We start from the raw sequence: 21,231 nt of genomic DNA on the forward strand, positions 1-21,231 counted from the left end.
ATTTTTGGAAGCGACTCCGGTACAGGTTAAAATCCGGCTTTTCCTTAATATATCATTTCAGGATGCATATGCCCTCACGCAGCGGAAACAATAAGGGAAATTACGGAAGAGACGGTGGCATTATGTACGGGAAATCTCTAACGAGAGGATTTCGGAAGTATCGCGGCCCGAAATCCCGCATCCAACCTGCTGAGTCCGATTCGTTGGAAGCCGATCTTAGACTTAATCATGAGAAACTGAAGCAAATATTCTCGAATACCCCCGACCTGATCCACAGGCCTTTCATCCTGAAGGCTAACAATCGTCAGGCTCTACTCGTTTATCTCGAAGGATTGTCGGATAAAAACGCAATAAACCGCGACATTCTTCGCCCGCTTAAACAAGGGACTACGGTGTTAAGCGAAGAAAATGATTTCCCGGCAACCATCGGCGAATTCCATAGGCTTACCGATTGGCGGCAGGTCGAGCGCATGTTATTCGCCGGATACAGCATGCTGTTTGTAGACGGGGAAAGCATCGCATACGGCTGCGGTACGCAAGGCTGGCCGCAGCGGGCAATTGAGGATCCCCAGCTGGAGACGTCGCTAAAAGGCGCCCATCAAGGCTTCGTAGAGACGGGAAGCGCCAATATCGCAATGATTCGACGCTATATCCAGAATAGAGAGCTTAAGATTAAAGAATATACCATTGGGGCCAGAAGCCAGACGAGACTTTCGATCATGTACCTGGCCGACGTAGCAAATGTTGAAACACTAGGCTTGCTGGAAGATCGAATTCGCAAGCTGGACGTAGATGCCGTCATCAATACGGGGGAATTGGCGGAGCTAATCGAAGATACTCCTCTGTCGCCTTTTCCTCAATTTATATTGACGGAACGCCCTGACGCCGCTTCGTCCCAGATTCTTCAAGGAAAATTCGTCGTAGTGGTGGATCGATCGCCAAGCGTACTTGTTGGTCCGGCGAATTTCATCTCCTTCTTCCAAAGCGTGGATGACTACAGTACTCGCTGGACCATCGCTACATTTATTCGGTTTTTGCGGCTGCTTGCCTTCTTTGCCGCCATTCTGTTGCCCGCAATCTACATAGCGGTCGTATCGTTTCATTTCGAGGTCATTCCGATGAAGTTGCTGTCGACGATCGGCCAGTCAAGAGCCAAGGTTCCCTTCCCTCCTTATTTGGAAGCCGTCTTCATGGAACTGACTCTGGAGATGCTGCGTGAAGCAGGCGTCCGTCTACCCGCGCCAGTCGGTCAAACGGTCGGTATCGTGGGAGGTATCGTCATTGGCCAAGCTATCGTACAAGCTGGCTTGATCAGTAATATCATGGTCGTTGTTGTTGCTTTTACCGCCATATCTTCCTTCATCCTGCCCAATTACGATATGGGTGCCGCGGTTCGGCTTGTCCGATTCGCGATGATGTTGTTCGCTTCCTTGTTCGGCTTCGTTGGAATCGTTGTTGGACTATTGACATTGATCGCTCACCTTCTCTCCCTTCAATCTCTTGGCGTTCCTTACAGCACGCCGTTTGGCCCCGTACGATTCAGAGATTGGAAGGATACGATGGTAAGGCTGCCGCTCTGGCTGATGAAGAAGCGTCCAACCAGTTCAAACGCGCAGCAGGACAAAAGGCAAGGCGACACCGGACATTAGAGAGAGGACAAGAGCAGATGAACCGATTAGAGAAGAACTCCTTGTCGTTTCTTCAATTCGTATTTATCATTGCAGGCGTTCAAATCAGCATTGCCGTACTGTCAACGCCGAGGGATGTATCCCGTTCCGCGGGAACGGACGGCTGGATCACGATAATAATCGGTTGGCTGATTACAATCATTCCAAGCCTGCTCGTCTTTAAGACTATGCAGCGCAGTTCAGAGGGCACCATTCTGGATTTGCTTCGGCGGAGGCTCGGCCGGTGGATAGCCGTTCTCTTTGCGCTAATTATGGCGGTATATCTTGGGTCGATGGCTTATATCGGACTACTCCGAACTCTGCTGATCATCCGCGTATGGTTATTGCAGAATACGTCTCCCTTCGTCGTTCTGCTGCTGTTGTTTATTCCGACTTACATCGTCGCGAAAGAAGGACCCAAGCTGCTCGGACGATTTGCCGAGGTGATTTTTTATTTTTTATTCTGGCTTCCTTTGATTTATTTACTGCCAATGAAGCAAGGGCGATGGTTAAATCTTATTCCTATAGCAAAGGAAGGATGGGGGCCGATCCTGTCAGCTGTTCCGGGCGTTCTTTTTGCCTATTTAGGCTTTATCGTCGCTTACTTCCTGTATCCCCACTTGACGAACAAGAAGTATGCCGGAGCTGGGATCCTGCTTGCCAATACGATTACGATGGCTACCAATTTGCTTATTACGCTCGTCTGCTTCGTCTACTTCAGCCCGAACGAGATGGTGGAAATTAATCAACCCGTCATTACCGTACTTAAAACGATTCAATTCAAGTTTGTGGAACGGATCGAGGTCATTTTTATTTCCCTCTACATCGGGATCTACTCCCTGATTTGGATACCCTGCCTTTACTTTACGGCCTATTGCCTGAAATGGGCGAGAAACGGAGCTGGAGAGAGAAGCTACCTGATTGGTCTGCTTATCCTTATCGGCATCGGAACCTACTTCTTCATCCCGACATTTAACCAAAGCGATTGGCTGGAGCATCATTTGACCAAATTCGGAATCGTTGTCGAATATATACTTCCGATAATGATTTGGATTTACCTCGTAATCCAGGAACGTCTGCGGCAAGAGGGTCAGCCAGGATGAGAAAAACGATGAGAATAACGATGATTCTTCTCCTGTTTGTTCTGATTCTTCCCGGGTGCGGAGATAAGGTTGATCTCGAAGAAGCAGCCGTACCGCTAGCCGCCGGCATTGATCTGGATGAGAATAATAAGCTCCGATTTTACGTCTCCAACCCGGTATTCGGGGATAAGAGCAATGACGTGCAGCAGTACAATATTCCCGTATCCAGCCTCCGCGAATCAAGGAGCATACAAGATGCTTACACCTCGGGTGCCCTGGAAGGAAGAAATTATCAGGTTTACGTCGTTGGACGAAAGCTGCTTCAGCATGAGGACTGGTTTAAAATTTTGGACGTTATTTTCCGGGATGCGCGAAATACCGTTCTCGACCGAATGGTCGCCTTTGACGGCCCCGTGGAAGAAATGTTTGCCGTTAAACCGAAAGGGCAGCCCCCCTTGCCAGTTCTACTTCGCGGAATGGTCGATTCCAAGAGCAAACGGGGAACAACGGTCCTAACTACCGCTCAGGACATGCACCGGCAAATTTACGAAGAAGGGCTTACACCAAGTTTGAGCGAGGTAGATTATGACTCCAAGCAGAAAAGCTTTCGTTTAATTGGAACGGCCTTATTAACGCATAAGGGAAAATATGCAGCCTCGCTTGGCTATCAAGAGAGCGTGCTGCTAAACCTACTCAAGAAAAAGGCAACAAAAGGGGTTTCTCTCTCCTTCGCCATTCCGGGGGAGCCAAATGCGGACGTCTTCGAATTGGACAAGGCAAGCTTTGGGATTCGGAAAATCGAGACGAAGATCAAATCTTCTTATTCGGATAATCGGTTTCGCTTCCGGGTTCAAATGAAGGTGTCGGCGGCTTTGACGGAGCAGCTGTTCAAGTACGATATCCAACAACAGGCAAATGCCCTTGAGAGACAATTATCGCAGCAGCTGAAGGATCAGTTGGAGGAATTAATCCATAAATTCCAGCGTAATCGAATTGATCCTGTTGGGTTTGGCATATATGCGCGCGCATACCAATATCAACATTTCAAACCCTTTGAGGACGCGTGGGGAGAAGCCTTCTCGCATGCGGAGGTTGATTTCGACGTTCGCGTTAAAATCATCTCCATGGGTACCATCAGATAAGTTGAGCTTGATTATGAACTGCATCTCAAATAATAAGATTGTATCTAGCCTTTTGAGCATGCAGTTCATATTTTCCGGCTGTCGATTCATCATTATTTCGCTGGCTCATAATGCACGTGGACTTCAAGTACATCCGAAGTTTTTTTCAACTCATTTTCTACCTCTGTCGCTACATCATGCGCTTTATGAAAATCGAGGCTCTTATCGATCGACAAAACGACATCAATCACAGCGTTACTCCCATAGTTCCTTGCCTTCAGATCCTTTACATCCTCCACTCCCTCAACCTGCTTTGCCTTTTCTCTAAAGTCTTGCAGAGCTGCCTCATCGAAACCGTCCGATAAGTGATGGGAGGCTTCACGGAAAATATCCCATGCCGTTTTGCAAATAAGGAGACCAACGGCTACAGCTGTTACGGGATCGAGCCAAGGCAAATTAAACTGAGAACCCACAATGCCAATCACTGCGCCTATACTCACCAAAGCATCAGAGATATTATCCTTGGCAGCAGCCATGACCGCTTGGCTTTTAATTTTTCTAGCCAGATTGATGTTGTAACGATAAACAACGTACATAACCGCCGCACAAAATAATCCCGTCCACACAGCAATGAAGTCCGGGGATTGCTCGCTGCCTCTAAATACGGATGAAACCGCATTTATTAATACCTCAATACCAACCGCCATCATAATAAAAGAAGCGATTAAGGAGGCGATAGTCTCCGATTTCCAGTGGCCGTACGGATGATCCTTATCTGCCGGCTTCTGAGCTAGTTTTAAACCAATAAGCACCGCTATAGAGGCTACGATATCCGTTGCATTGTTTAGCCCGTCCGCTTTTAAAGCTTCCGATCCCGAGATATTTCCTATAATCAATTTAAGCGCAGATAAACAGATGTAGGCAACAATACTAACAATAGCTCCGCGTTCGCCTAGTTTAAGATTTTCATAACGTTGTTGCTGCTCCATGCTTCTCCAAAAACTCCCTTCGGCTACTCAATGACTTTATCAATCGTACCAGCCAAAGTTTGAGTGGGTCTAGAGAAACGTTTTTTCAATAAGCGAACTTTGTAAACCGGGACAAACTATTTTTACCGAAGGTATATTTATTGCGGCAAGGCAAAAGGGACAAAAAAACAGCGGCCGGCATTTCCCGGCTGCTGTCGTGTTTCAAACCTTATTTACCCATGCGAATATTTTTGACTGTTGTTTTTTCAATGGTCAGATTCTCGTAAATTCTCTTGCCGCCGTTTCCTAACGGCGCTTGTGCCAATAAACCCACTTTGACGGTCTCATCCGCAGGCAAGGCGAAAAATCTCATCATATAAAAATTTTCGCCATCCGTAGAATAGTGGAAGGCAAAGGAATTCCCGCTTCTGCACACCTGGAGCCATACCGTGTTATCGTCAATATTGCAGCCGTTAGCATCATCTGATTCTTCCTTCGTAACCACGCTAACCACCGCGTGAGTATCAAAATCAGTTAATTCAAAGCAAGCCTTTGCCCAATGCGTCAAATCCTTCATAACCATGATGGAAGCGGAATCGTATGTATCTTTAAAATCATGCGATACCTTCACTCGCATAACGAAATCCCCGGATATATGCGTATAGTAAAACGGCGCATTACATAGTGATTCCGGCGTAATTCCTTCATCTGCTACTGCTCCATGGTTAATGAAAAAGTCGCTCTTCTCTGTTGCCTGAATTTCTATTCTGCCATTTGTTTCCGTAATTTCGCTCTCGTTCATCCATTCAAAATTCATTGTTCTGCCTCCAATTCACTAATGGAAATTACTTATAAAAGTAACATAATTCGTCATTATAGACACTATAAAAATATGAACGATTAGTAGAGGTATAATCGAGAGATGGATATCTATACAAGTTTGAGAACGATGGGAAACCGGGTAAATAAACATAAACGATGGGAGGTGATTGCGATGAATCCATTCGAACGTAGCGCCGACCGCCGGCGCAAACAGCAGGGCAAGCGTGATAATCCGGAGGGCGTTCCAACGGAGAAAGAGAGTCTGTTCGACAAGTTTGCCAGTGAACGCACCGTTGATCCGATTCCGGTCGAGGACCAGACTATTGAGCAGCAGGACGAGAAGGAGAAAGACCGCACGAAACGGTTGACCTGGCCGGCTGGCGTCGGGGCTTCTCAATTTCTGGGCCGCCAGTTATAAGAAGTCCCCCCGGTTACATCGCTTGAACGGCTACGTTTACGTATCGTCCGTTTTGCTGGTAGTCCTGACCTCCGGCTACATGGCTCCCTATGCCACAGGAGGAAAAATAAGCAGCATGGGCTTCAATCTGCTTAATCTGATTTGGCTGGCTGTCACAACAACAGCGATTGTGCACATCCGGAAAAAACGGATTTCTCAGCATCGCCGTTGGATGATTCGGAGCTACGCGTTCTGCTTTACAAATTTGCTGATTCATCTATTCACCTCCGTGTTGCACGGAATGATCGGCATTACCTATGTAACAAGCTATACGACTGGACTTTACGGGGCAATTCTATGCATTCTTGTTGTTCCGGAAGTGATTTTTCGAATCGAGAAAAAGCCTATTTGAGGAGGTCGCATGACAAGGTAATTATAGATTCCTCCTAATTTTTTTCGGGAACCCATATACGAAAAGTATTAATCCAATAAACGTAAGCACAGGCACAAAAATATTATCGAAGAAGCCTGCGATATGCGTTTTCGGTATGGCATCGTACATCTTTACTTCATACATTGCTACAATCTCGCGGCTGCGGGCCAGCAAGGAGCCCACACGTTCAAATGTATAAATTACTCCAGCGGAGATTATAAAAGCAGCTCCTAGTTTTCGATAAAAGTCGTTGCCCATAATTGCTTTGTTACCTCCTTTAATGTTTCTCGCTTCACCGACCATTTTACTATATTGTTCCAATTATCTTAACCCACTTCTATTAATTTCTCACAATAACTCTAAGTAACAAAAAAACAGCAGCCGATAAATAATCGGCTACTGTCGTGTTAATTCATTCAATGATTAATGATTGGCTGCCGCTTGCGGACTCTCCTGCATCTTCGCGGCAGCACCGCCTCGAAAGACGACCAGAATAACTATGGCAATAAACAATACCAAGCTTACAGCTCCTTTGCTGTATCCCACTCCTCCATTGGCATGCGCTGCGGAGAACCAATCGGCAAACGAAGCGCCAACGGGACGAGTTAAGATATAGGCAAACCAGAAAGCCATGACTTCCTTCATATTAAACAGCCAATAACATACTGCGGGTATAAGCAATAAAGCGAAGAACATAATTCCGGAAGCCAAATATCCTAAATGCAGGCTGGAAGCTGTTAGGTCCCCTGCAGAAGTACCCAAGGCGAATGTGGTTAGAACGGTCAACCAATAAAAAACTTCTCTCCTCCGGGTATTGATGCTGTGTATGGATAAGCTTTTCTCTTTGACATACCAGGTTAGAAGTACCGCGGCCAACATAATAACAAAAAAGAAGGTTGAAGCCATATACGGTATTCCGAGCCCTACGCGAATAACATCAGCAGCCGTTGTTCCGAATATGCTGACCATGATGACAACAAGCCAATACAGACTGGCGATATACTTTTGTGCCTTGAATTGAAGAAACATGGCTGCAATAAAAACGGCTACGCTTATGGGCAATGAGAATATCGGATTTAATTTTTCAAATAAATAATCCGAAGCTACTTCTCCCAAAGCTGTAGTAAGGAGCTTTGTTATCCAGAAGTATAACGTGATTTCAGGTACTTTCGCTAACATTTCTGCCGTTCTGGCTTTTAAGTTTGCTTGATACATATACATACCGGTCTCCTTGGCTTTTTTCTTATAAACTCCGATTTTCATTTTAAATTTCAATTCTCAACGAGCAGTGAATACCGGATTAAATTTTTATTAATTATTATGAAGAGAAATCGGGATCGTTATCACCATCTTCGTTCCTACACCTTCCGTGCTCTCAGCGGAAATACTTCCGCTGTGCTCAAGAACAATTCGTTTGGCGATCGCCAAGCCTAATCCGTTCCCTTTTTTTTCAGAATTACGAGAAGGATCGGCTCGGTAAAAACGATCAAAAATGTAGGGCAAGGCCGATTCAGGAATTCCGCTTCCATTGTCCTCTATCGTCAAGTTCAAATTCGAACGGCTGATAAACGCATCTAAGCGAATGATTTTCTCTGCTTTGTTCAAATATTTCAAGCTGTTCTGTATGATATTCTCTAATACTCTGCGAAAGGATTTTCGATCTACATTCATTTCAATGGAATCCATGATTTGAATAGTGAAGAGAAGGGTGACCCCCTCTTTTTCCAGTTCAAATGCCAGCTCCTCCATCCAGTCTCCCAAAAAGGCCTTCACATTTACGGTTTCAAATACAAAAGGCATTCGATTAAGATCAAGCTTTGAATATAAAAACAACTCATCGATTAACCGGTCCATTTCGGCTGCTTTTGTGGAGATTGTCCGAAGGTATCTTTCCGTTTTTTCCAATGAAAAGGCAACCCCTTCAATTAATCCATCCACATACCCTCTAATGGAAGTGATCGGAGTTTTTAAGTCGTGAGATATATTAACTATTAATTCCTTTCGGTTATTTTCGAATTGTTCTTGTATGCTAAATGATTGTAATAACTGTGTTCTTAATTTCTCGAAGACCGCTCCTAATTGTCCAATTTCATCCTTGCCGTGAACAATGACAGGGTCGTTGAGATTCCCTGCGGTAAAGGAGAGTGCCGAGCTTCGCAGTGACATAATCGGTCTGATAATATGTCTCGACATATATAAAGTCAGTAATACATTCGTTAAAACCAACACTACAATTGCCGTAGCAAGAAGATAAGGGGCATATTTCTTCGAAAAATAAACGATGGGATCCACTTTAGTGATCATGTATAAATCAATCGCTTTATCCTTGTTATGGAATGCATAACCTACATAATGATAATAATCATTGTTTCCGTATGATCTTGTACGGGATACCAATCTATGTTCATTGTTATGAATGGGCGTTAGTTCAGACAAAAGATTATCTTTCGTTCGAATTTCGTCCGAAACATAAACCATATGTTCATCTGTCCGCACGTATAAATAGGTCTGTCGAGAAGAAAGCTGAGAAGACAATTGGTTCACATATTTCCGGTCGAGCAGTAAATCAGGATTTTGTTCGATGGACTGCTTAATAATGCGATGGTAATCCTCCTCTTCAAATCCTTCTATCTTTGTTTCATAAACCATTCGAATATTATGCAAATCACCTTTAAAAATAATAACGAGCAGAATCGAAGTAACAACTAGCGTGATCAAGGGGACAACTAACATAATAAAATACGAAAGTAATAATTTTAGACGTATGGACATGGACGATTCTCCTTATAGTCCGGTATATCTTATTCATTCATGCGTTTTGAGAAGTATATCCGAACACCCGCGAAGGCATAAAGCCATACATAATACTGATCACTCCAAACAATGAGGCACTAGCTAAAAACGGCGTGTTTAAATTTCCGTATACATACAAAAAACTGCCTATTAGCGGTCCAACGACTACACCGAGGCCTTCAATGGTAGAAAGGACTCCCCATCCCGTACCCGAAGCATCCATAGGCACATGTCTGGACATTAGCGCATTCCAAGCAGGCAGCAGCATCGCATAGGAAGAACCCATGATTATGACAACAACCGTCGTCATGTAAAAGGAGTTGACTCCTGTCAGCGCAACAAGCGATAGGGCAAACAATCCAAATCCACCGATTAAGAACCAACGACTTCCGGATGCATCAAACCATTTTCCCATTGGCACTAACAAGAGAACCACACTGGCCGCTCCCAGTACCATAACAATGGAAAGCTCTGAATGGGATAGGGAAAGACGGTTTGCAGCAAAAATATTCAAAAAGGGAACAACCATGCCCGCGCCGGTAGTCTGTAGTATAATCGCCGGCAGAATATAAGGATTCATTCTGATGTATACCATTACATGTCTGAGATGAGGGACTATAGATTGGGAAGAAATTAACCTTCTCTCGGTCCTCGTATGCAGGTGATTGAAAGCACCGGATAACCATCCCAGAACTAACGCAGTAATAAGCGCTAAAACGCTATAATTCCATCCCAGGTCTAGAGCCACGTTACATAATACAGGTCCTAATCCCAGCCCCGCCATCCAGAATACGTAAATGAATCCAGCCTGCTTGGCCCTGCTCTCGCCATTTATTTGCTTCATGCAAATTAGCCAAACCGGCGATAATCCTATTCCAAGCAGCGCGGAAGATAAAAAAATCTGCAGCTCAGAATTTGCGAGAACAATCAGAAGCATACCGATTGAAGCAAGAGAAAAACCAGCATGCAGAACAACTCGGGAGCCATAACGATCAATCATGTACCCGATATAGATTTTGCATAAACTATCCAGCAAATAATGAATGGAGACAGCTATTCCTACCACGGAAATCGAAATCTTTAACCTTTCATCGACCAGATTGGGAAGAAAAGCGACCAGATAGGCTCCCCTGAGAAATTCCGTAAACAAAAGCAATAATGCCGATGAGATAAGGGAATAACCGGATTTATGCATGTATTTGCGCTGCCTTTCTTTCGTTGACCATCCATTCCGATCCCTTTTCAACCAAGCCGGTTAGCTTCAAAGCTTCCTCTACAATACGCATGGAGGATTGTTTTAAGCCTACCGATGCAGCTATTCGTTTAAACATCCTATCCCCATCAAGACTTAACGCGTTCTTTAGCTCTCTTGCTAAAGTATCTTTATCACTTGCAATACCCAATACACCTTCTGTGGATAAAAATTGCGCATTTCCTTCCTCTTGTCCAGGTATTGGCTGAAAAACAATGGTTGGTAAATGTTTAACTAACGCTTCAGTTAAAGTAATTCCACCTGCTTTCGAAATCAAACAGTCGGAAATGGTCATCAACTCATGAATTTTGTTCGTATAACCGATAACCGTGATTCGTTTCTCGCTAAAATACTCCCTCTCCAGCCTTCTTCTTAACTTTTTGTTTTTTCCGCAAACCACAATAAGGTCACTCGCCGTTTCTTCTATAACCGTATTGATCATTAATTTCAAAGATCGCTGTACGCCGTATGCCCCTGCCATAAGAAGCACCCGAGAACGTTCGGCCTCAAATCCCCATTTATCGCAAACAGAAGCTCTATCCGCAGCCTCAAAAAACTTCGAATGCACCGGGATTCCTGTAACGGAAATCTTATATTCAGGAATGCCAGCTTCCATCATTTGAGCTTTTATCGAATCGCTCGCCACGCAGTAACGACTTGTATTCTCATGCAGCCAGCGACCATGCAAAACGTAGTCCGTTATGACAGTCAAAGTTGGAATACCATGACCAACCTCAAATTTCAGTTCGTCTGCTGTCAGATAAGGAAAGGTATGAATGATTACTTCAGGTTTTTCCGATTCCCATTCTTCCAGCATTTTTTTCTTGCCGAAGGAATGATAAATATGATTGGAAACTCGACTTGGCTTGGTGCTGTTGGTTAACGTATAAAACCATCCATATCCTTTAGGCGCATAGCTGCTGCTCTTCAAGTAGAGCCACTTTGAAGCAAAATTTATACGGGGATGCGCAACTTCTAACAAGTCCATCAGTTTTATATGGGTATACCCTAAAGCAATAAATGACTCTAACAACGCTTTTGCTGCCTTGATATGGCCATCACCAAACGAGGCATAGACAATCAGAATTTTTGAATTGGGTGTCATATCTCTGGCTCCTTTTTTTAGATCAAATATAATGAATAAATCTAAAACCCCTGTGAAAGCCTTATTAACAGTTTCTTAATTAATATTTCTTATTCGTGCACTCATTAAGTTTGCGAACAAGAAAAAGCCCAAGGAATGCTAGATCCCTCAGGCCGTATGGCTTATTGATTCGAAGAGTTTAATACATTTAATGAATCTGTAAGAACGGTACTACACTTCCCGGCATCCGGGTTTTTACTGCGGACGGCCGCAAGAACATTGTCAATCGTACCATCAATTTGCGTCCATGTTTTTCGATCTATTTTTCTCAGCTTAGGCTCCGACTTATCCCAATTATGTTCCAGATCATCGGCTCCGGACTTTGCCGCTTTCCAGTCATTGCCGGTGATGCTATTCTGAATGCCGCTTTCAATTTGTATGAAATCGTCCAGTTGTCCGCTCAAGGTTGTTTGCGAAGAATCAACCTGCGGTACAAGATGATTGCTGCACCAGCTGTATCCGCCAATTCCTACAGCTAACAAGACAACGATTGTCGAAACGGACTGCATCCACACCTTTTTGATACCCGTCTGTTGACCACCCGTCTTAACTTCCTCGGATCTCGGAATTAAATCGAGCTTTGTTACGGCCAATAAAAGGATAACCGCCAATATAGCGATGAGAAAAATGACGCTTGTTACCGTAGCGCCGAGCTCCAAGCCGCCATTCTTCTTCGTTTGGGACAAATAATCTCCTAATGAAGCCCCAAGCGGCCTGGTCAAAATATACGCAATCCAAAAGGCTAAAATTTCATTCAGCTTTAATTTCCATGCGATAAAAACAGATGCAATGATCACAAGCACGATGATGCCTGTTTTTAAATATCCAAGACCGAGCTGTTCCGAATAAAGATCTCCCACCGCCGTGCCTAAGGCGAAAGTAAAAAGAATCGTCAGCCAATAGAATACTTCTCTTTTGAACGTATAGATCGAATGGATGGATAACGTTTTTTCACTGGCGTACCAGGATAGAAAAGTTAAGGCTAACAAAAGAGTGAAGATGATCGTGCTTTGTTCAAGCGGCACTCCCCATCCGTCCGTCATATTATCGGTTACTAGTGTGCCGAATACACTAATGAGTACAACGGTAAGCCAATAAATAAACGGGTTGTATTTCGATGTTTTAAACTGAATAAAGAGCACTACTGCAAAAGCGATCCCCATCACTAAGGTAGTCGCTGGCAAACCCAAGCCTACATTAACGCTTAAAAAATCCGAGAAGGTTTCCCCCACTGTGGTACATAATACTTTAATTAACCAGAAGAAAATCGTTACTTGCGGAACCTTGCTTAATAACTGATTATGATCTCTTGCCGAAGCAGCCATTTTCATACCCCTTTCAATTGATATCAAGGAAATATCGATTATTTTTGCTTCTGTAGATTAGCGTAAAATAATAAATTTTTTATTAACTGGATATTAATATCGAAATAACCCGAACAAAAAATAAAGAGCCGGACAATAGTCCGCCTCTCAAATCTTAAAAAAATATTAATTCGATCATTCGGTGCATCATTTTGGGATAATACAAGTTATGATAGTAAAATTCGCAGAAAATCGAGGACAAAAAGAGAGGGCGTAGCATGAAGATCAAGAAAATAGGAATGGTTAGCGTTATGCTTGTTTTAATGTGTTCCGCAGTGAGTCCATTTTTAGAAGAAAGCTTTAAAACGGTTCATGCCTCCAGCTCAACCACGCAAACGAGTCTAGCGCCAAATCATATCGTCATTGTTGTCGAAGAGAACCACTCCTACAAGGAGATTATCGGAAATAAAAATGCTCCTTACATTAATCAGCTTGTAAAAACCGGGGCCAATCTAACGAATCATTATGCGATTGAACATCCTAGCCAGCCGAACTATATTGATCTTTTCTCCGGTTCGAATCAAGGTGTAACCGATGATAAACCATCGCATACTTTTAAAACGGATAATTTAGCTAATGAGCTTGTAAAACACGGCTACACTTTTGGCGGTTATTCCGAAGGATTACCTAGCGTAGGATTTACCGGACCCTACGATCTTAAAACCTTATATGCCCGAAAGCATAACCCTTGGGCTGATTTCACTAACGTTTCCGCAAAAGCAAATATGCCGTTTACCTCTTTCCCACAAGACTATGGCAAACTTCCGACTGTTTCCTTTGTTGTTCCGAATCTACAGCACGACATTCATGACGGAACAATTAAAGAAGCGGACGATTGGCTAAAAAATAACATGGCGGGCTATATCGAATGGGCAAAAAAACATAATAGCCTCTTTATTCTGACCTGGGACGAGGACGATAGGAGCGCCAAGAATAAAATCCCCACTACTATGGTTGGCCAAAAAATTAAACCTCAAGTCTATACAATGAAAACAAATCACTATAGTATGCTGCGTACAATCGAAGACTTCTATGGATTGCCGGCTCTTGGAAATAGCAAAAACGTGAAGCCTATAAATGTATGGAAGTAAAAATAAAAAAAGCCCCAACATTGGGGTCTTTTTTATTTGAGTTTGTATTAGTCCTCTTTATTATGCTCTTCATGTTCATGATGTCCACCATGATGGCCGTCATCGCCGTGGTCCTCGCCTTGATCATCATCATCTTCGTCGTCTTTTTGGCTTTTATTCTGAGCGTGGTCCCGATCGCTGCGAACCAATTGCTTTTGCTGTTTCTTCTTTGCCTGCTCCTCTTTATGAGCCTTCTGCCAAGCTTGCTGCAACGCTTTTTTCTGCGCAATCAGAGTTTTTTTCTGCTCTTGCTTCGCAAGCTGATCATTAGTTGCAAGCTGTGCCTTCTCATTATCTTGAACCGTTTGAACGGTTGATGGTACGGTTTGAACCGCTGATTGTACGGCTTGAACCTTCGCATCGTCATTGTCGTCATTGTCGTCATCGTCGTCTTTTTCTTCCTTAAATTTCAGTTCAGCTGGACGATCCTTCATTTTGATATCGATATTCAGTTCGACTTTAGCCGGCTCAACAGCGAAATGCTTAAACAACGCATCCATTACTTGCTGCTTATCCATGTTTGCTTGCAGCTTGAGTGCTGCAAGAAGCTGCTGGATAAATTGAGTCGCTTCACTGCCTGTCAGATATTTCTTCTGATCCTCGCCAATTTTAATTTCTACCTTGGATTCGGTCTTCGATTCTTCCTTTTCGAGCTCGATCCTAATTTTCACGTTATTGCCTTCCATTTTCAAATCCAATGCTTTCAGCTGTTCAAGCTGAATTGGAGCCTCACTGGCGCTTGGTTGAGCTGTCGCAGCCTTAACCTCAGCCTCAGCCGTCTTTGACGGGACAACGTATGAATCACTTGCTGCCGGTTTGTCCTCTTTTGTTGCGGAAGAATCATAATCCGCGTAGGCAACAACACCGTAGGAAAGTATGACTGTGCTTAGCGCACCGATTAACATATAGGAAATTTTCTTCTTCAAAATGTTCCTCCTCAGATTACATGCATGTTTTGGTTCTTGGCAGCCAATATAAGCTTTCGATAGGTAGTGTTGTTTTTAAGTCCGTATTTCGGAAACGTCCATATACAATCAAAAACGGAAGAATTGCAAAAAAGGCACAAGCCCGGTACAATACCTGGCTCATGCCTAATCGGTTGCATAAAAATAATATTGGTCTAACCTAGTTCATATACCGTTTATCTCGGTTCCTATGTTCTCCATTACCTTTTTTGCCCGTTCCGCTAGACTTGGCTCTTCCGGAGTTTTTGCAGTTGCTTCACCGTCCAGAACGATCGTAGATTCAAACCCGTTTATTCCGTTTTGACCCTCGGAATGCACTGCCTCTTTATCTTTATTCTCCATTTCATACTCCTTTGTTTAGACATCTTTGTACCTGCCGGCTTTATTATTCCGATAATTTAATTCTTTATGCGTAGATGACAAAAGGAATTAGCCTTTTTTGTTATGAGGGAAATAGTTGGACAATATCTTTAGGCTTTCTTCCCGCAATATGCCTTCCGTCACTTTAGGTTGATAGTGCGAGTTCTCAAATACAATTCGAGAAGCATGACTTCCCTGCTCGCCTAATAGCTTACATAGATCAATGTCGCTTGCAGCATAAACGAGTCTCCCAAGCTTAGTCCAAACCATCGCGCCGGAGCACATAAAACAAGGTTCGCAGCTTGAATATAACGTGTATTCTTGTAAATCAGTAATATGTGTTTCTGCGCAGAATCTCCGCAGCAAACCCGATTCCGCATGGAACGTTGGATCAGTTGCGGAATAAATCTGGTTCTCGTTACTAAATACAATTTCACCATCTTTCACGAGCACGGCACCAAACGGTTCGTTGCCATGCTGAACAGCAAGCTGAGATAGTCTAATTGCTTCTTTCATGAAAAGTTCGTCTTGACTCATTGTTCTTTTTCCCCTCTTTCTAGTTTCCATGATCGTTATTACATTGATTTCATGATTATACAACATTTAAAGTTTTGGTCTTTAATTATTTGCGAGTCAGGCTCCGGTATAATCTTTTGCATTTCTCCGCCTCATGCGTTACAATTTTTATATCGACAAATTTGCAGGTCTATATAAGGAGGTTAACATGCGATGTGCCCTCGTACCAAAGAACAAAATGAGCTCATACGCATACAGCGCAGGGAACAGATCCTGGACGTCGCCGCGCGCTCTTATTTTCGCACGGGCGGCACCTTTGATATTCGCGACGTAGCCCGCGAGGCAGGGCTTGGTTACGGCACCGTATACCATTATTACCCGAACCGGCATTTATTGATTGAAGACGTGTTAGGAAGCGGCTTCGAGCGATGCGAGCAAGTAATCGCAAATGGGATAAACATCGGCGACCTCTCGGATAACGGTCGGTTGTTGGAGTATTGTAAAGCGCTGCTCCGGCTATGGCAGTCGGACGCCCGCGCATATCTCGTCTACAAAATGGCGGCGGAACATTATGCGGGCTTGCCTGAAAGGGATCGACAACACGCCAAAATAAAATTTATGGAACGGCTGTACGTTCCGCTCCAATCGATCGCCCAGTGCAAAGACGACAGCGTTGACCATATGCTTGCCGTTCTGGTCGGTTGCTGCGGGATGCACTACTATGCGGGCAATTCCGACCTGGACGTCGATCGAATCGCCAAACTCGCTGTGCAAGCTATTACGAAGGAGTCCTGATCCTAACATGGTCATTTTAAAAAACAAGCATGAAATCGAGGCTATCCGCAAGGCATGCCAAGTTGTGGCTGAATGCCATCGTACAATCGCCCCGCTTATCAAACCGGGGATTACCACTAACGAGATTGACCGTTTATTCGAAGAGATTATGTTGAAGCACGGCGCAAAGCCATACCAGAAAGGCTATAAGGGCTATCCATATGCGACCTGTGCATCCGCCAACGATGTGATCGCGCATGGCTTCCCTAGCAATAAGCCGCTTGAGGAAGGGGATATCGTAACAATCGACACGGTTGCTGAGCTCGATGGCTGGCTCGGCGACTCGGCCTGGAGTTACGCAGTCGGGCAGATCTCCCAGACGGCGGAGAAGTTGATGCGCGTCACGAAGGAATGTCTTGATCTGGGCATCGAGCAGGCGCTGCCCGGCAATCGGCTCGGCGACGTGACGAGCGCGATTCAGCGGCATGCAGAATCACACGGTTTCGGCGTCGTGCGCGACCTGCTCGCCCACGGCATAGGCCGGGACCTGCACGAGGAGCCGACTTATATGCATGTCGGCAAGCCTGGAAAAGGCCTCCGTATCAAGGAAGGCATGGTGTTCACGATTGAGCCGATGATCACCGAAGGCACCTACTATTTGACAATCGATCCGGATGGCTGGACCGCACGGACGATGGACAATAAGCTCGCCGCCCAATACGAGCATACGATTGCCATTACGGCTGAAGGTCCGCAAATTTTGACCGCGCAATAAAGGTAAACGTTTATCCCGTTCACCTCTTTCGTTCAATGAAAAAAAATGAGCAGTGCCGCCCAGGCGGTCTGCTCATTTTTTTTTGGATTCTATTTTTTCGAACGTTTCTTGGAGGATGCTTTAACTTGCTTCCCGCTCTTTACGCCCGAAACCATAACGTTTTTCTCCGTATGCGTGTAATAATGCTGATAGACAGGACAACAATGATGTTGCTTTATCGTTTCAATATTTTGGATGACATTCACAAGCTGTGGATGGTAGTAGTCCTCGTATACGGTAATTGGAGGATCATAGATGGTCTGCGTTGGACAATCGGGACAAAAGCTAGCTTCATTCATACTACCTACATTGCCCATGTAATAGTTGCGGTTCACTATATAATTATCCCCTTCCAGTTTTGGATTACAGCTTATTATATTCACAGAAGGGGAATACGACCTGTACACATGACCCGGAAGGCCATAGCCTTTAATGTTTCCAAGGTTTAAATGGCGAGAGATTTGTACCGGTTATATGCGTTCATTAATTCTGATCAGCAATTTCTTTAAGATTTGCTTCTCCTCGTCATTAAGGGCTTGAACGATTTCATCCTCCACCTTTTGGAATGATTCATTAAAGCCTTCAATCAATTCAACTGCTTTCGGCAATACATATATATTTTTTTGCCGTTCATTATTGGCCGGGATTTTGCGCTCGATGAACCCTTTTTGCTCCAGTCCTTGAAGCATGCTCGTAATGCTTGCCCCGCGTAAATGAAACCGATCTGCAAGATCCTTTTGAATAATTTGATTATCTTGGTTCTCATATATATAATCGATTACTTTTCCTTGTTGGGAACTTAATCCGAGCTCTTTTATACTCTCGTCCGCTCTTTTCTTTAGCTTAAGACCGATAATCTGAAACAAATCCATAAAAGGCGTATCTTTGCGGGAATGCATGATCGTCCATCGTCCCTTTCGAAATTGTTAGAGATCTAATTGTAAGTAGTTAAAATATACAGTGATCCTATAGGCTTGTCAAATAAATATTAGTTTATTGACAGTTAGATTCCTAACAGTTATACTCCGAAATGTTGAATGGCAAACACTTTAGGAGGAATCATAAAATGGAGAAAGCAAATCAACATGCTGCGTTAGAACAAATTACGGCGATTACAAATGTTCGAATCTTTGACGGAAATCAAATAATTGCCCCCAGACATGTCGTCATTAAAGGGGAATCCATTATTTCAGTGGGCGGAGACATTCCAGCCGATGCAACGATTATCGATGGAGAAAATGCGACACTAATACCTGGTCTGATCGATTCACATGTCCATACTTCAATCGGCGGATTACGGGATGCCTTAAAATTCGGCGTTACGACAGAACTCGAAATGAACGGCGATTTTACGAAAAGAGGCCGCGAAATTCAGTTGAAAAATACGGATGACATCGCGGACGTCCGTTCTGCCGGCACAGCGATTACCGCTCCTGGCGGACACCCGGATGAATTACTGCCGGATGACGACGAAATACCGGAATTTGTATTAAAGGAACTAGAGAAGTTATCGGAGGAAGACAGGGAAGCCATGTTGGCCGCATACGCTCACGATCACGAAGAAATACCTCAAGTGACGACGGTTGAAGAAGCGATCAAACATGTGCATACCCAAGTGGAGAATGGTGCCGACTATATTAAGATCATGATTGAAGAAGGTACGGTCATGGGTGCGCCTGGCTTACCTGTTCTGAGCGATGAGATTCTTAAGACAGCCGTGACGGAAGCCCACAAGCTCGATAAGTTGGTCATCGCCCACGTCCTGACGGCTCTTTCATCGAAAGCAGCCATCGATTTTGGTGTCGACGGTTTGGGCCACTTGTTTATCGATAGACCCGAGTACACGCCCGAATTAGTTCAATCCATAGCGGATTCAGGAGCTTTTGTTATACCGTGCTTGGTGTTGAATTCATCGATTATCGGAAATCCGGCATCGGAATTGGCGAATGATCCGCGGGTTCATTCCAAATTAAGCTCGGATTGGATCGATATTTTGAACTCAAGCTTCAATACGTTCCCACAAGGCAATATGGAAAACAGCTTTCAGAATGTGATGGATCTTCACCGCGCCGGAGTTGATATTCTTGTAGGGACGGATGTCGCGCCTGTTCCGGTTCCGAACCTCGGCGGCCTTGCTCATGGGGCCAGTGTCCACCACGAAATGCAGCTGCTGGTGAAGGCAGGGTTCACTCCGATCGAAGCTCTTCAATCGGCAACTGCCAAACCTGCCCGTTGCTTTGGTCTTCATGATCGGGGCCGGATTACCGAAGGGGCGCGCGCTGATCTTATTCTCATAAACGGTGATCCGACCGCTACTATTTCGGATACCTTGTCGATCAAATCCGTGTGGTTCAATGGTTCGCAGCAACTAGGTTAGAACCAAGAAAGAGGGACTGCAGACTACAGTCCCTCTTAGATGGCATATGATATTGCCTTACCTGACTTGTAAGTGATACCTGTTATAACTTCTTGCTTAGGTATGACTCATATATCGATGACAGTTTCTTAGCCGTTTGTCCCCAACTGAAATGATGCATGGCATCCCGTCTGGCTTGAGTGGCAAGCTTGCGCCTGAAAATCGGCTGCGATGCTAATTTAACAATCTGTTTTGCAAATGCCTCCGGATTACGATAGTTATTGACAAGCAGACCGTTTCGTCCGTCTTTTACAATTTCAGGTATCCCGCCATTACGCGAGGCTATAACAGGCAAGCCGGAAGCCATTGCCTCAATATTAACCAAACCAAACGCCTCATGCTTTTGAGAGGGACAAACAAAGCAGCTCCCCGTCCGGTAAAAGCCGGGCATTTGTCCGCGCGAAAGATAACCTTTGAATGAAACCGGAATGCCAAGTGAATTTGCTTTCCGCTTTAAATAAGCTTTATAGGAGGCTTTACCCGTCCCGCCTGCAATCGCTAAGCGTATCGGTACTGATTTACGAGCGATCTTCACAGCTTTCATAAGGACCGGAATACCTTTGCGCGGGATCAGTCTTCCTGCAAATAGGACGTGAAACGATTTCGGCTCACCTTTAGAATTCGGAAAGTAATGATTAAGGTCTACTCCAAGATGAACATATTTTATTTTGTTGTTACAGGCGGGGAAAGCTCTGCTTAACATCTGTTTTAAGGATTTACTATTTCCTACAATTAAGTTCGCTCTTTTTAAATCTGCTTCCGCCTTCTTGCTTGTCGTCATCGGGGGAGAAACAAACGTCATCGAATGCAAAAATACTGAAATCGGCGTATCGGGGAATTCCCTCTTCACCCTGTTAACAAAACTTGGCCGATTATCAATTTGGATGAGGTCATAACGATTACCTTTCACGCGTTCAAGCGCATTTCGAAGGTAAGTTTGTTTCGAACCTCCGTCCACTCGTAGAATCGTTACATTCCCCATTACCGATTTACGCGCCATTTGCTTCCTTTTTAGACTTACAATCGTGATCTGGTGATTCGAACTAAACCTCTTGGCAATTTGATATATACAATGTTCAACCGACCCGCCCACTGGCGGTGGCACAGGAATTTGTTCGGGCGCAATAATCAACAGCTTCATATTTACCCTCCATCGAGCATGACTACCGTATTGTATGTTTACACATGGCGATGGTTGATAGACTGATATATC

General features: G+C 44.3%; 23 protein-coding genes. 9 read left to right on the forward strand and 14 right to left on the reverse strand.

The window, feature by feature from the left end; all coding sequences use genetic code 11:
• Nucleotides 1-122: 122 nt before the first annotated feature.
• From WFK81_RS00955 to WFK81_RS00965, 3 genes are read left to right on the forward strand one after another with little or no spacing between them, the layout of a single operon-like run.
• Nucleotides 123-1,649, forward strand: coding sequence for a spore germination protein (locus WFK81_RS00955; RefSeq protein ID WP_336784593.1), 1,527 nt, complete (start codon nt 123-125; stop codon nt 1,647-1,649).
• A 17-nt stretch (nt 1,650-1,666) separates the two neighbouring features.
• Nucleotides 1,667-2,770 carry a GerAB/ArcD/ProY family transporter gene (locus WFK81_RS00960; RefSeq protein WP_336784594.1) on the forward strand — a complete coding sequence of 368 codons (1,104 nt, stop codon included), beginning with the start codon at nt 1,667-1,669 and terminating at the stop codon, nt 2,768-2,770.
• Nucleotides 2,767-3,891: a Ger(x)C family spore germination protein gene (locus tag WFK81_RS00965; RefSeq protein WP_336784595.1), complete on the forward strand. Its 1,125-nt coding sequence runs from the start codon at nt 2,767-2,769 to the stop codon at nt 3,889-3,891. The genes WFK81_RS00960 and WFK81_RS00965 overlap by 4 nt, the downstream gene beginning before the upstream one ends.
• Before the next feature lie 92 nt (nt 3,892-3,983).
• Here the strand turns inward: WFK81_RS00965 and WFK81_RS00970 are convergent, their stop codons facing one another.
• Both WFK81_RS00970 and WFK81_RS00975 read right to left on the reverse strand, forming a co-directional pair.
• Nucleotides 3,984-4,859 carry a cation diffusion facilitator family transporter gene (locus tag WFK81_RS00970; RefSeq protein ID WP_336784596.1) on the reverse strand — a complete coding sequence of 292 codons (876 nt, stop codon included), beginning with the start codon at nt 4,857-4,859 and terminating at the stop codon, nt 3,984-3,986.
• Between the two features lie 208 nt (nt 4,860-5,067).
• Nucleotides 5,068-5,655 carry a DUF1349 domain-containing protein gene (locus tag WFK81_RS00975; protein ID WP_336784597.1) on the reverse strand — a complete coding sequence of 196 codons (588 nt, stop codon included), beginning with the start codon at nt 5,653-5,655 and terminating at the stop codon, nt 5,068-5,070.
• 132 nt (nt 5,656-5,787) lie between these two features.
• Between WFK81_RS00975 and WFK81_RS00980 the strand changes: the two genes are divergently transcribed.
• Both WFK81_RS00980 and WFK81_RS00985 read left to right on the forward strand, forming a co-directional pair.
• On the forward strand, nt 5,788-6,078 hold the full coding sequence (locus WFK81_RS00980) for a hypothetical protein (RefSeq protein ID WP_442956021.1): 291 nt from the start codon (nt 5,788-5,790) through the stop codon (nt 6,076-6,078).
• Nucleotides 6,038-6,469: a DUF2306 domain-containing protein gene (locus WFK81_RS00985; RefSeq protein ID WP_442956022.1), complete on the forward strand. Its 432-nt coding sequence runs from the start codon at nt 6,038-6,040 to the stop codon at nt 6,467-6,469. The genes WFK81_RS00980 and WFK81_RS00985 overlap by 41 nt, the downstream gene beginning before the upstream one ends.
• 21 nt (nt 6,470-6,490) lie before the next feature.
• Here the strand turns inward: WFK81_RS00985 and WFK81_RS00990 are convergent, their stop codons facing one another.
• The 6 genes from WFK81_RS00990 to WFK81_RS01015 form a co-directional block, all read right to left on the reverse strand.
• A complete protein-coding gene (locus WFK81_RS00990; protein WP_336784599.1) occupies nt 6,491-6,793 on the reverse strand; it encodes a hypothetical protein in 303 nt (100 codons plus the stop codon).
• A 120-nt stretch (nt 6,794-6,913) separates the two neighbouring features.
• Nucleotides 6,914-7,765 carry a COG4705 family protein gene (locus WFK81_RS00995; protein ID WP_336784600.1) on the reverse strand — a complete coding sequence of 284 codons (852 nt, stop codon included), beginning with the start codon at nt 7,763-7,765 and terminating at the stop codon, nt 6,914-6,916.
• Nucleotides 7,766-7,801: 36 nt separating this feature from the next.
• On the reverse strand, nt 7,802-9,262 hold the full coding sequence (locus WFK81_RS01000; protein ID WP_336784601.1) for a sensor histidine kinase: 1,461 nt from the start codon (nt 9,260-9,262) through the stop codon (nt 7,802-7,804).
• A gap of 37 nt (nt 9,263-9,299) precedes the next feature.
• Nucleotides 9,300-10,478 carry an MFS transporter gene (locus tag WFK81_RS01005; RefSeq protein ID WP_336784602.1) on the reverse strand — a complete coding sequence of 393 codons (1,179 nt, stop codon included), beginning with the start codon at nt 10,476-10,478 and terminating at the stop codon, nt 9,300-9,302.
• A complete protein-coding gene (locus WFK81_RS01010; protein WP_336784603.1) occupies nt 10,471-11,640 on the reverse strand; it encodes an MGDG synthase family glycosyltransferase in 1,170 nt (389 codons plus the stop codon). The genes WFK81_RS01005 and WFK81_RS01010 overlap by 8 nt, the downstream gene beginning before the upstream one ends.
• A gap of 161 nt (nt 11,641-11,801) precedes the next feature.
• Nucleotides 11,802-13,004: a COG4705 family protein gene (locus WFK81_RS01015; protein WP_336784604.1), complete on the reverse strand. Its 1,203-nt coding sequence runs from the start codon at nt 13,002-13,004 to the stop codon at nt 11,802-11,804.
• Nucleotides 13,005-13,261: 257 nt separating this feature from the next.
• Between WFK81_RS01015 and WFK81_RS01020 the strand changes: the two genes are divergently transcribed.
• Nucleotides 13,262-14,134, forward strand: coding sequence for an alkaline phosphatase family protein (locus WFK81_RS01020; RefSeq protein ID WP_336784605.1), 873 nt, complete (start codon nt 13,262-13,264; stop codon nt 14,132-14,134).
• A gap of 47 nt (nt 14,135-14,181) precedes the next feature.
• On the opposite strand, the gene WFK81_RS01025 is transcribed toward WFK81_RS01020, so the two are convergent.
• The 3 genes from WFK81_RS01025 to WFK81_RS01035 all read right to left on the reverse strand — a co-directional run bounded on the left by WFK81_RS01025 (nt 14,182) and on the right by WFK81_RS01035 (nt 16,035).
• Nucleotides 14,182-15,099 (reverse strand): YusW family protein, encoded by a 918-nt coding sequence (locus tag WFK81_RS01025; RefSeq protein ID WP_336784606.1) that lies wholly within the window; start codon nt 15,097-15,099, stop codon nt 14,182-14,184.
• A gap of 204 nt (nt 15,100-15,303) precedes the next feature.
• A complete protein-coding gene (locus WFK81_RS01030) occupies nt 15,304-15,480 on the reverse strand; it encodes a hypothetical protein (protein WP_336784607.1) in 177 nt (58 codons plus the stop codon).
• An 87-nt stretch (nt 15,481-15,567) separates the two neighbouring features.
• Nucleotides 15,568-16,035, reverse strand: a complete 468-nt coding sequence (locus WFK81_RS01035) for a nucleoside deaminase (protein ID WP_336784608.1) — start codon at nt 16,033-16,035, stop codon at nt 15,568-15,570.
• 192 nt (nt 16,036-16,227) lie between these two features.
• Between WFK81_RS01035 and WFK81_RS01040 the strand changes: the two genes are divergently transcribed.
• Together WFK81_RS01040 and map are read left to right on the forward strand one after the other, a co-directional pair.
• Nucleotides 16,228-16,809, forward strand: coding sequence for a TetR/AcrR family transcriptional regulator (locus tag WFK81_RS01040; RefSeq protein ID WP_336784609.1), 582 nt, complete (start codon nt 16,228-16,230; stop codon nt 16,807-16,809).
• A gap of 7 nt (nt 16,810-16,816) precedes the next feature.
• Entirely contained in the window at nt 16,817-17,563 is a 747-nt protein-coding gene (gene map / locus WFK81_RS01045; RefSeq protein WP_336784610.1) for a type I methionyl aminopeptidase, read from the forward strand.
• Nucleotides 17,564-17,652: 89 nt separating this feature from the next.
• Here map and WFK81_RS01050 read toward each other — a convergent pair whose 3' ends face one another.
• Nucleotides 17,653-17,937, reverse strand: a complete 285-nt coding sequence (locus WFK81_RS01050) for a hypothetical protein (RefSeq protein ID WP_336784611.1) — start codon at nt 17,935-17,937, stop codon at nt 17,653-17,655.
• A 135-nt stretch (nt 17,938-18,072) separates the two neighbouring features.
• Entirely contained in the window at nt 18,073-18,501 is a 429-nt protein-coding gene (locus WFK81_RS01055) for a MarR family winged helix-turn-helix transcriptional regulator (protein ID WP_336784612.1), read from the reverse strand.
• 167 nt (nt 18,502-18,668) lie between these two features.
• Here WFK81_RS01055 and WFK81_RS01060 point away from each other — a divergent pair, with 167 nt between their 5' ends.
• Entirely contained in the window at nt 18,669-19,979 is a 1,311-nt protein-coding gene (locus WFK81_RS01060; RefSeq protein ID WP_336784613.1) for an amidohydrolase family protein, read from the forward strand.
• A gap of 82 nt (nt 19,980-20,061) precedes the next feature.
• On the opposite strand, the gene WFK81_RS01065 is transcribed toward WFK81_RS01060, so the two are convergent.
• A complete protein-coding gene (locus WFK81_RS01065; RefSeq protein WP_336784614.1) occupies nt 20,062-21,159 on the reverse strand; it encodes a glycosyltransferase family 4 protein in 1,098 nt (365 codons plus the stop codon).
• Nucleotides 21,160-21,231 lie beyond the last annotated feature (72 nt).

The organism is Paenibacillus sp. MMO-177, from assembly GCF_037147795.1.
Lineage (GTDB): Bacteria > Bacillota > Bacilli > Paenibacillales > Paenibacillaceae > Pristimantibacillus.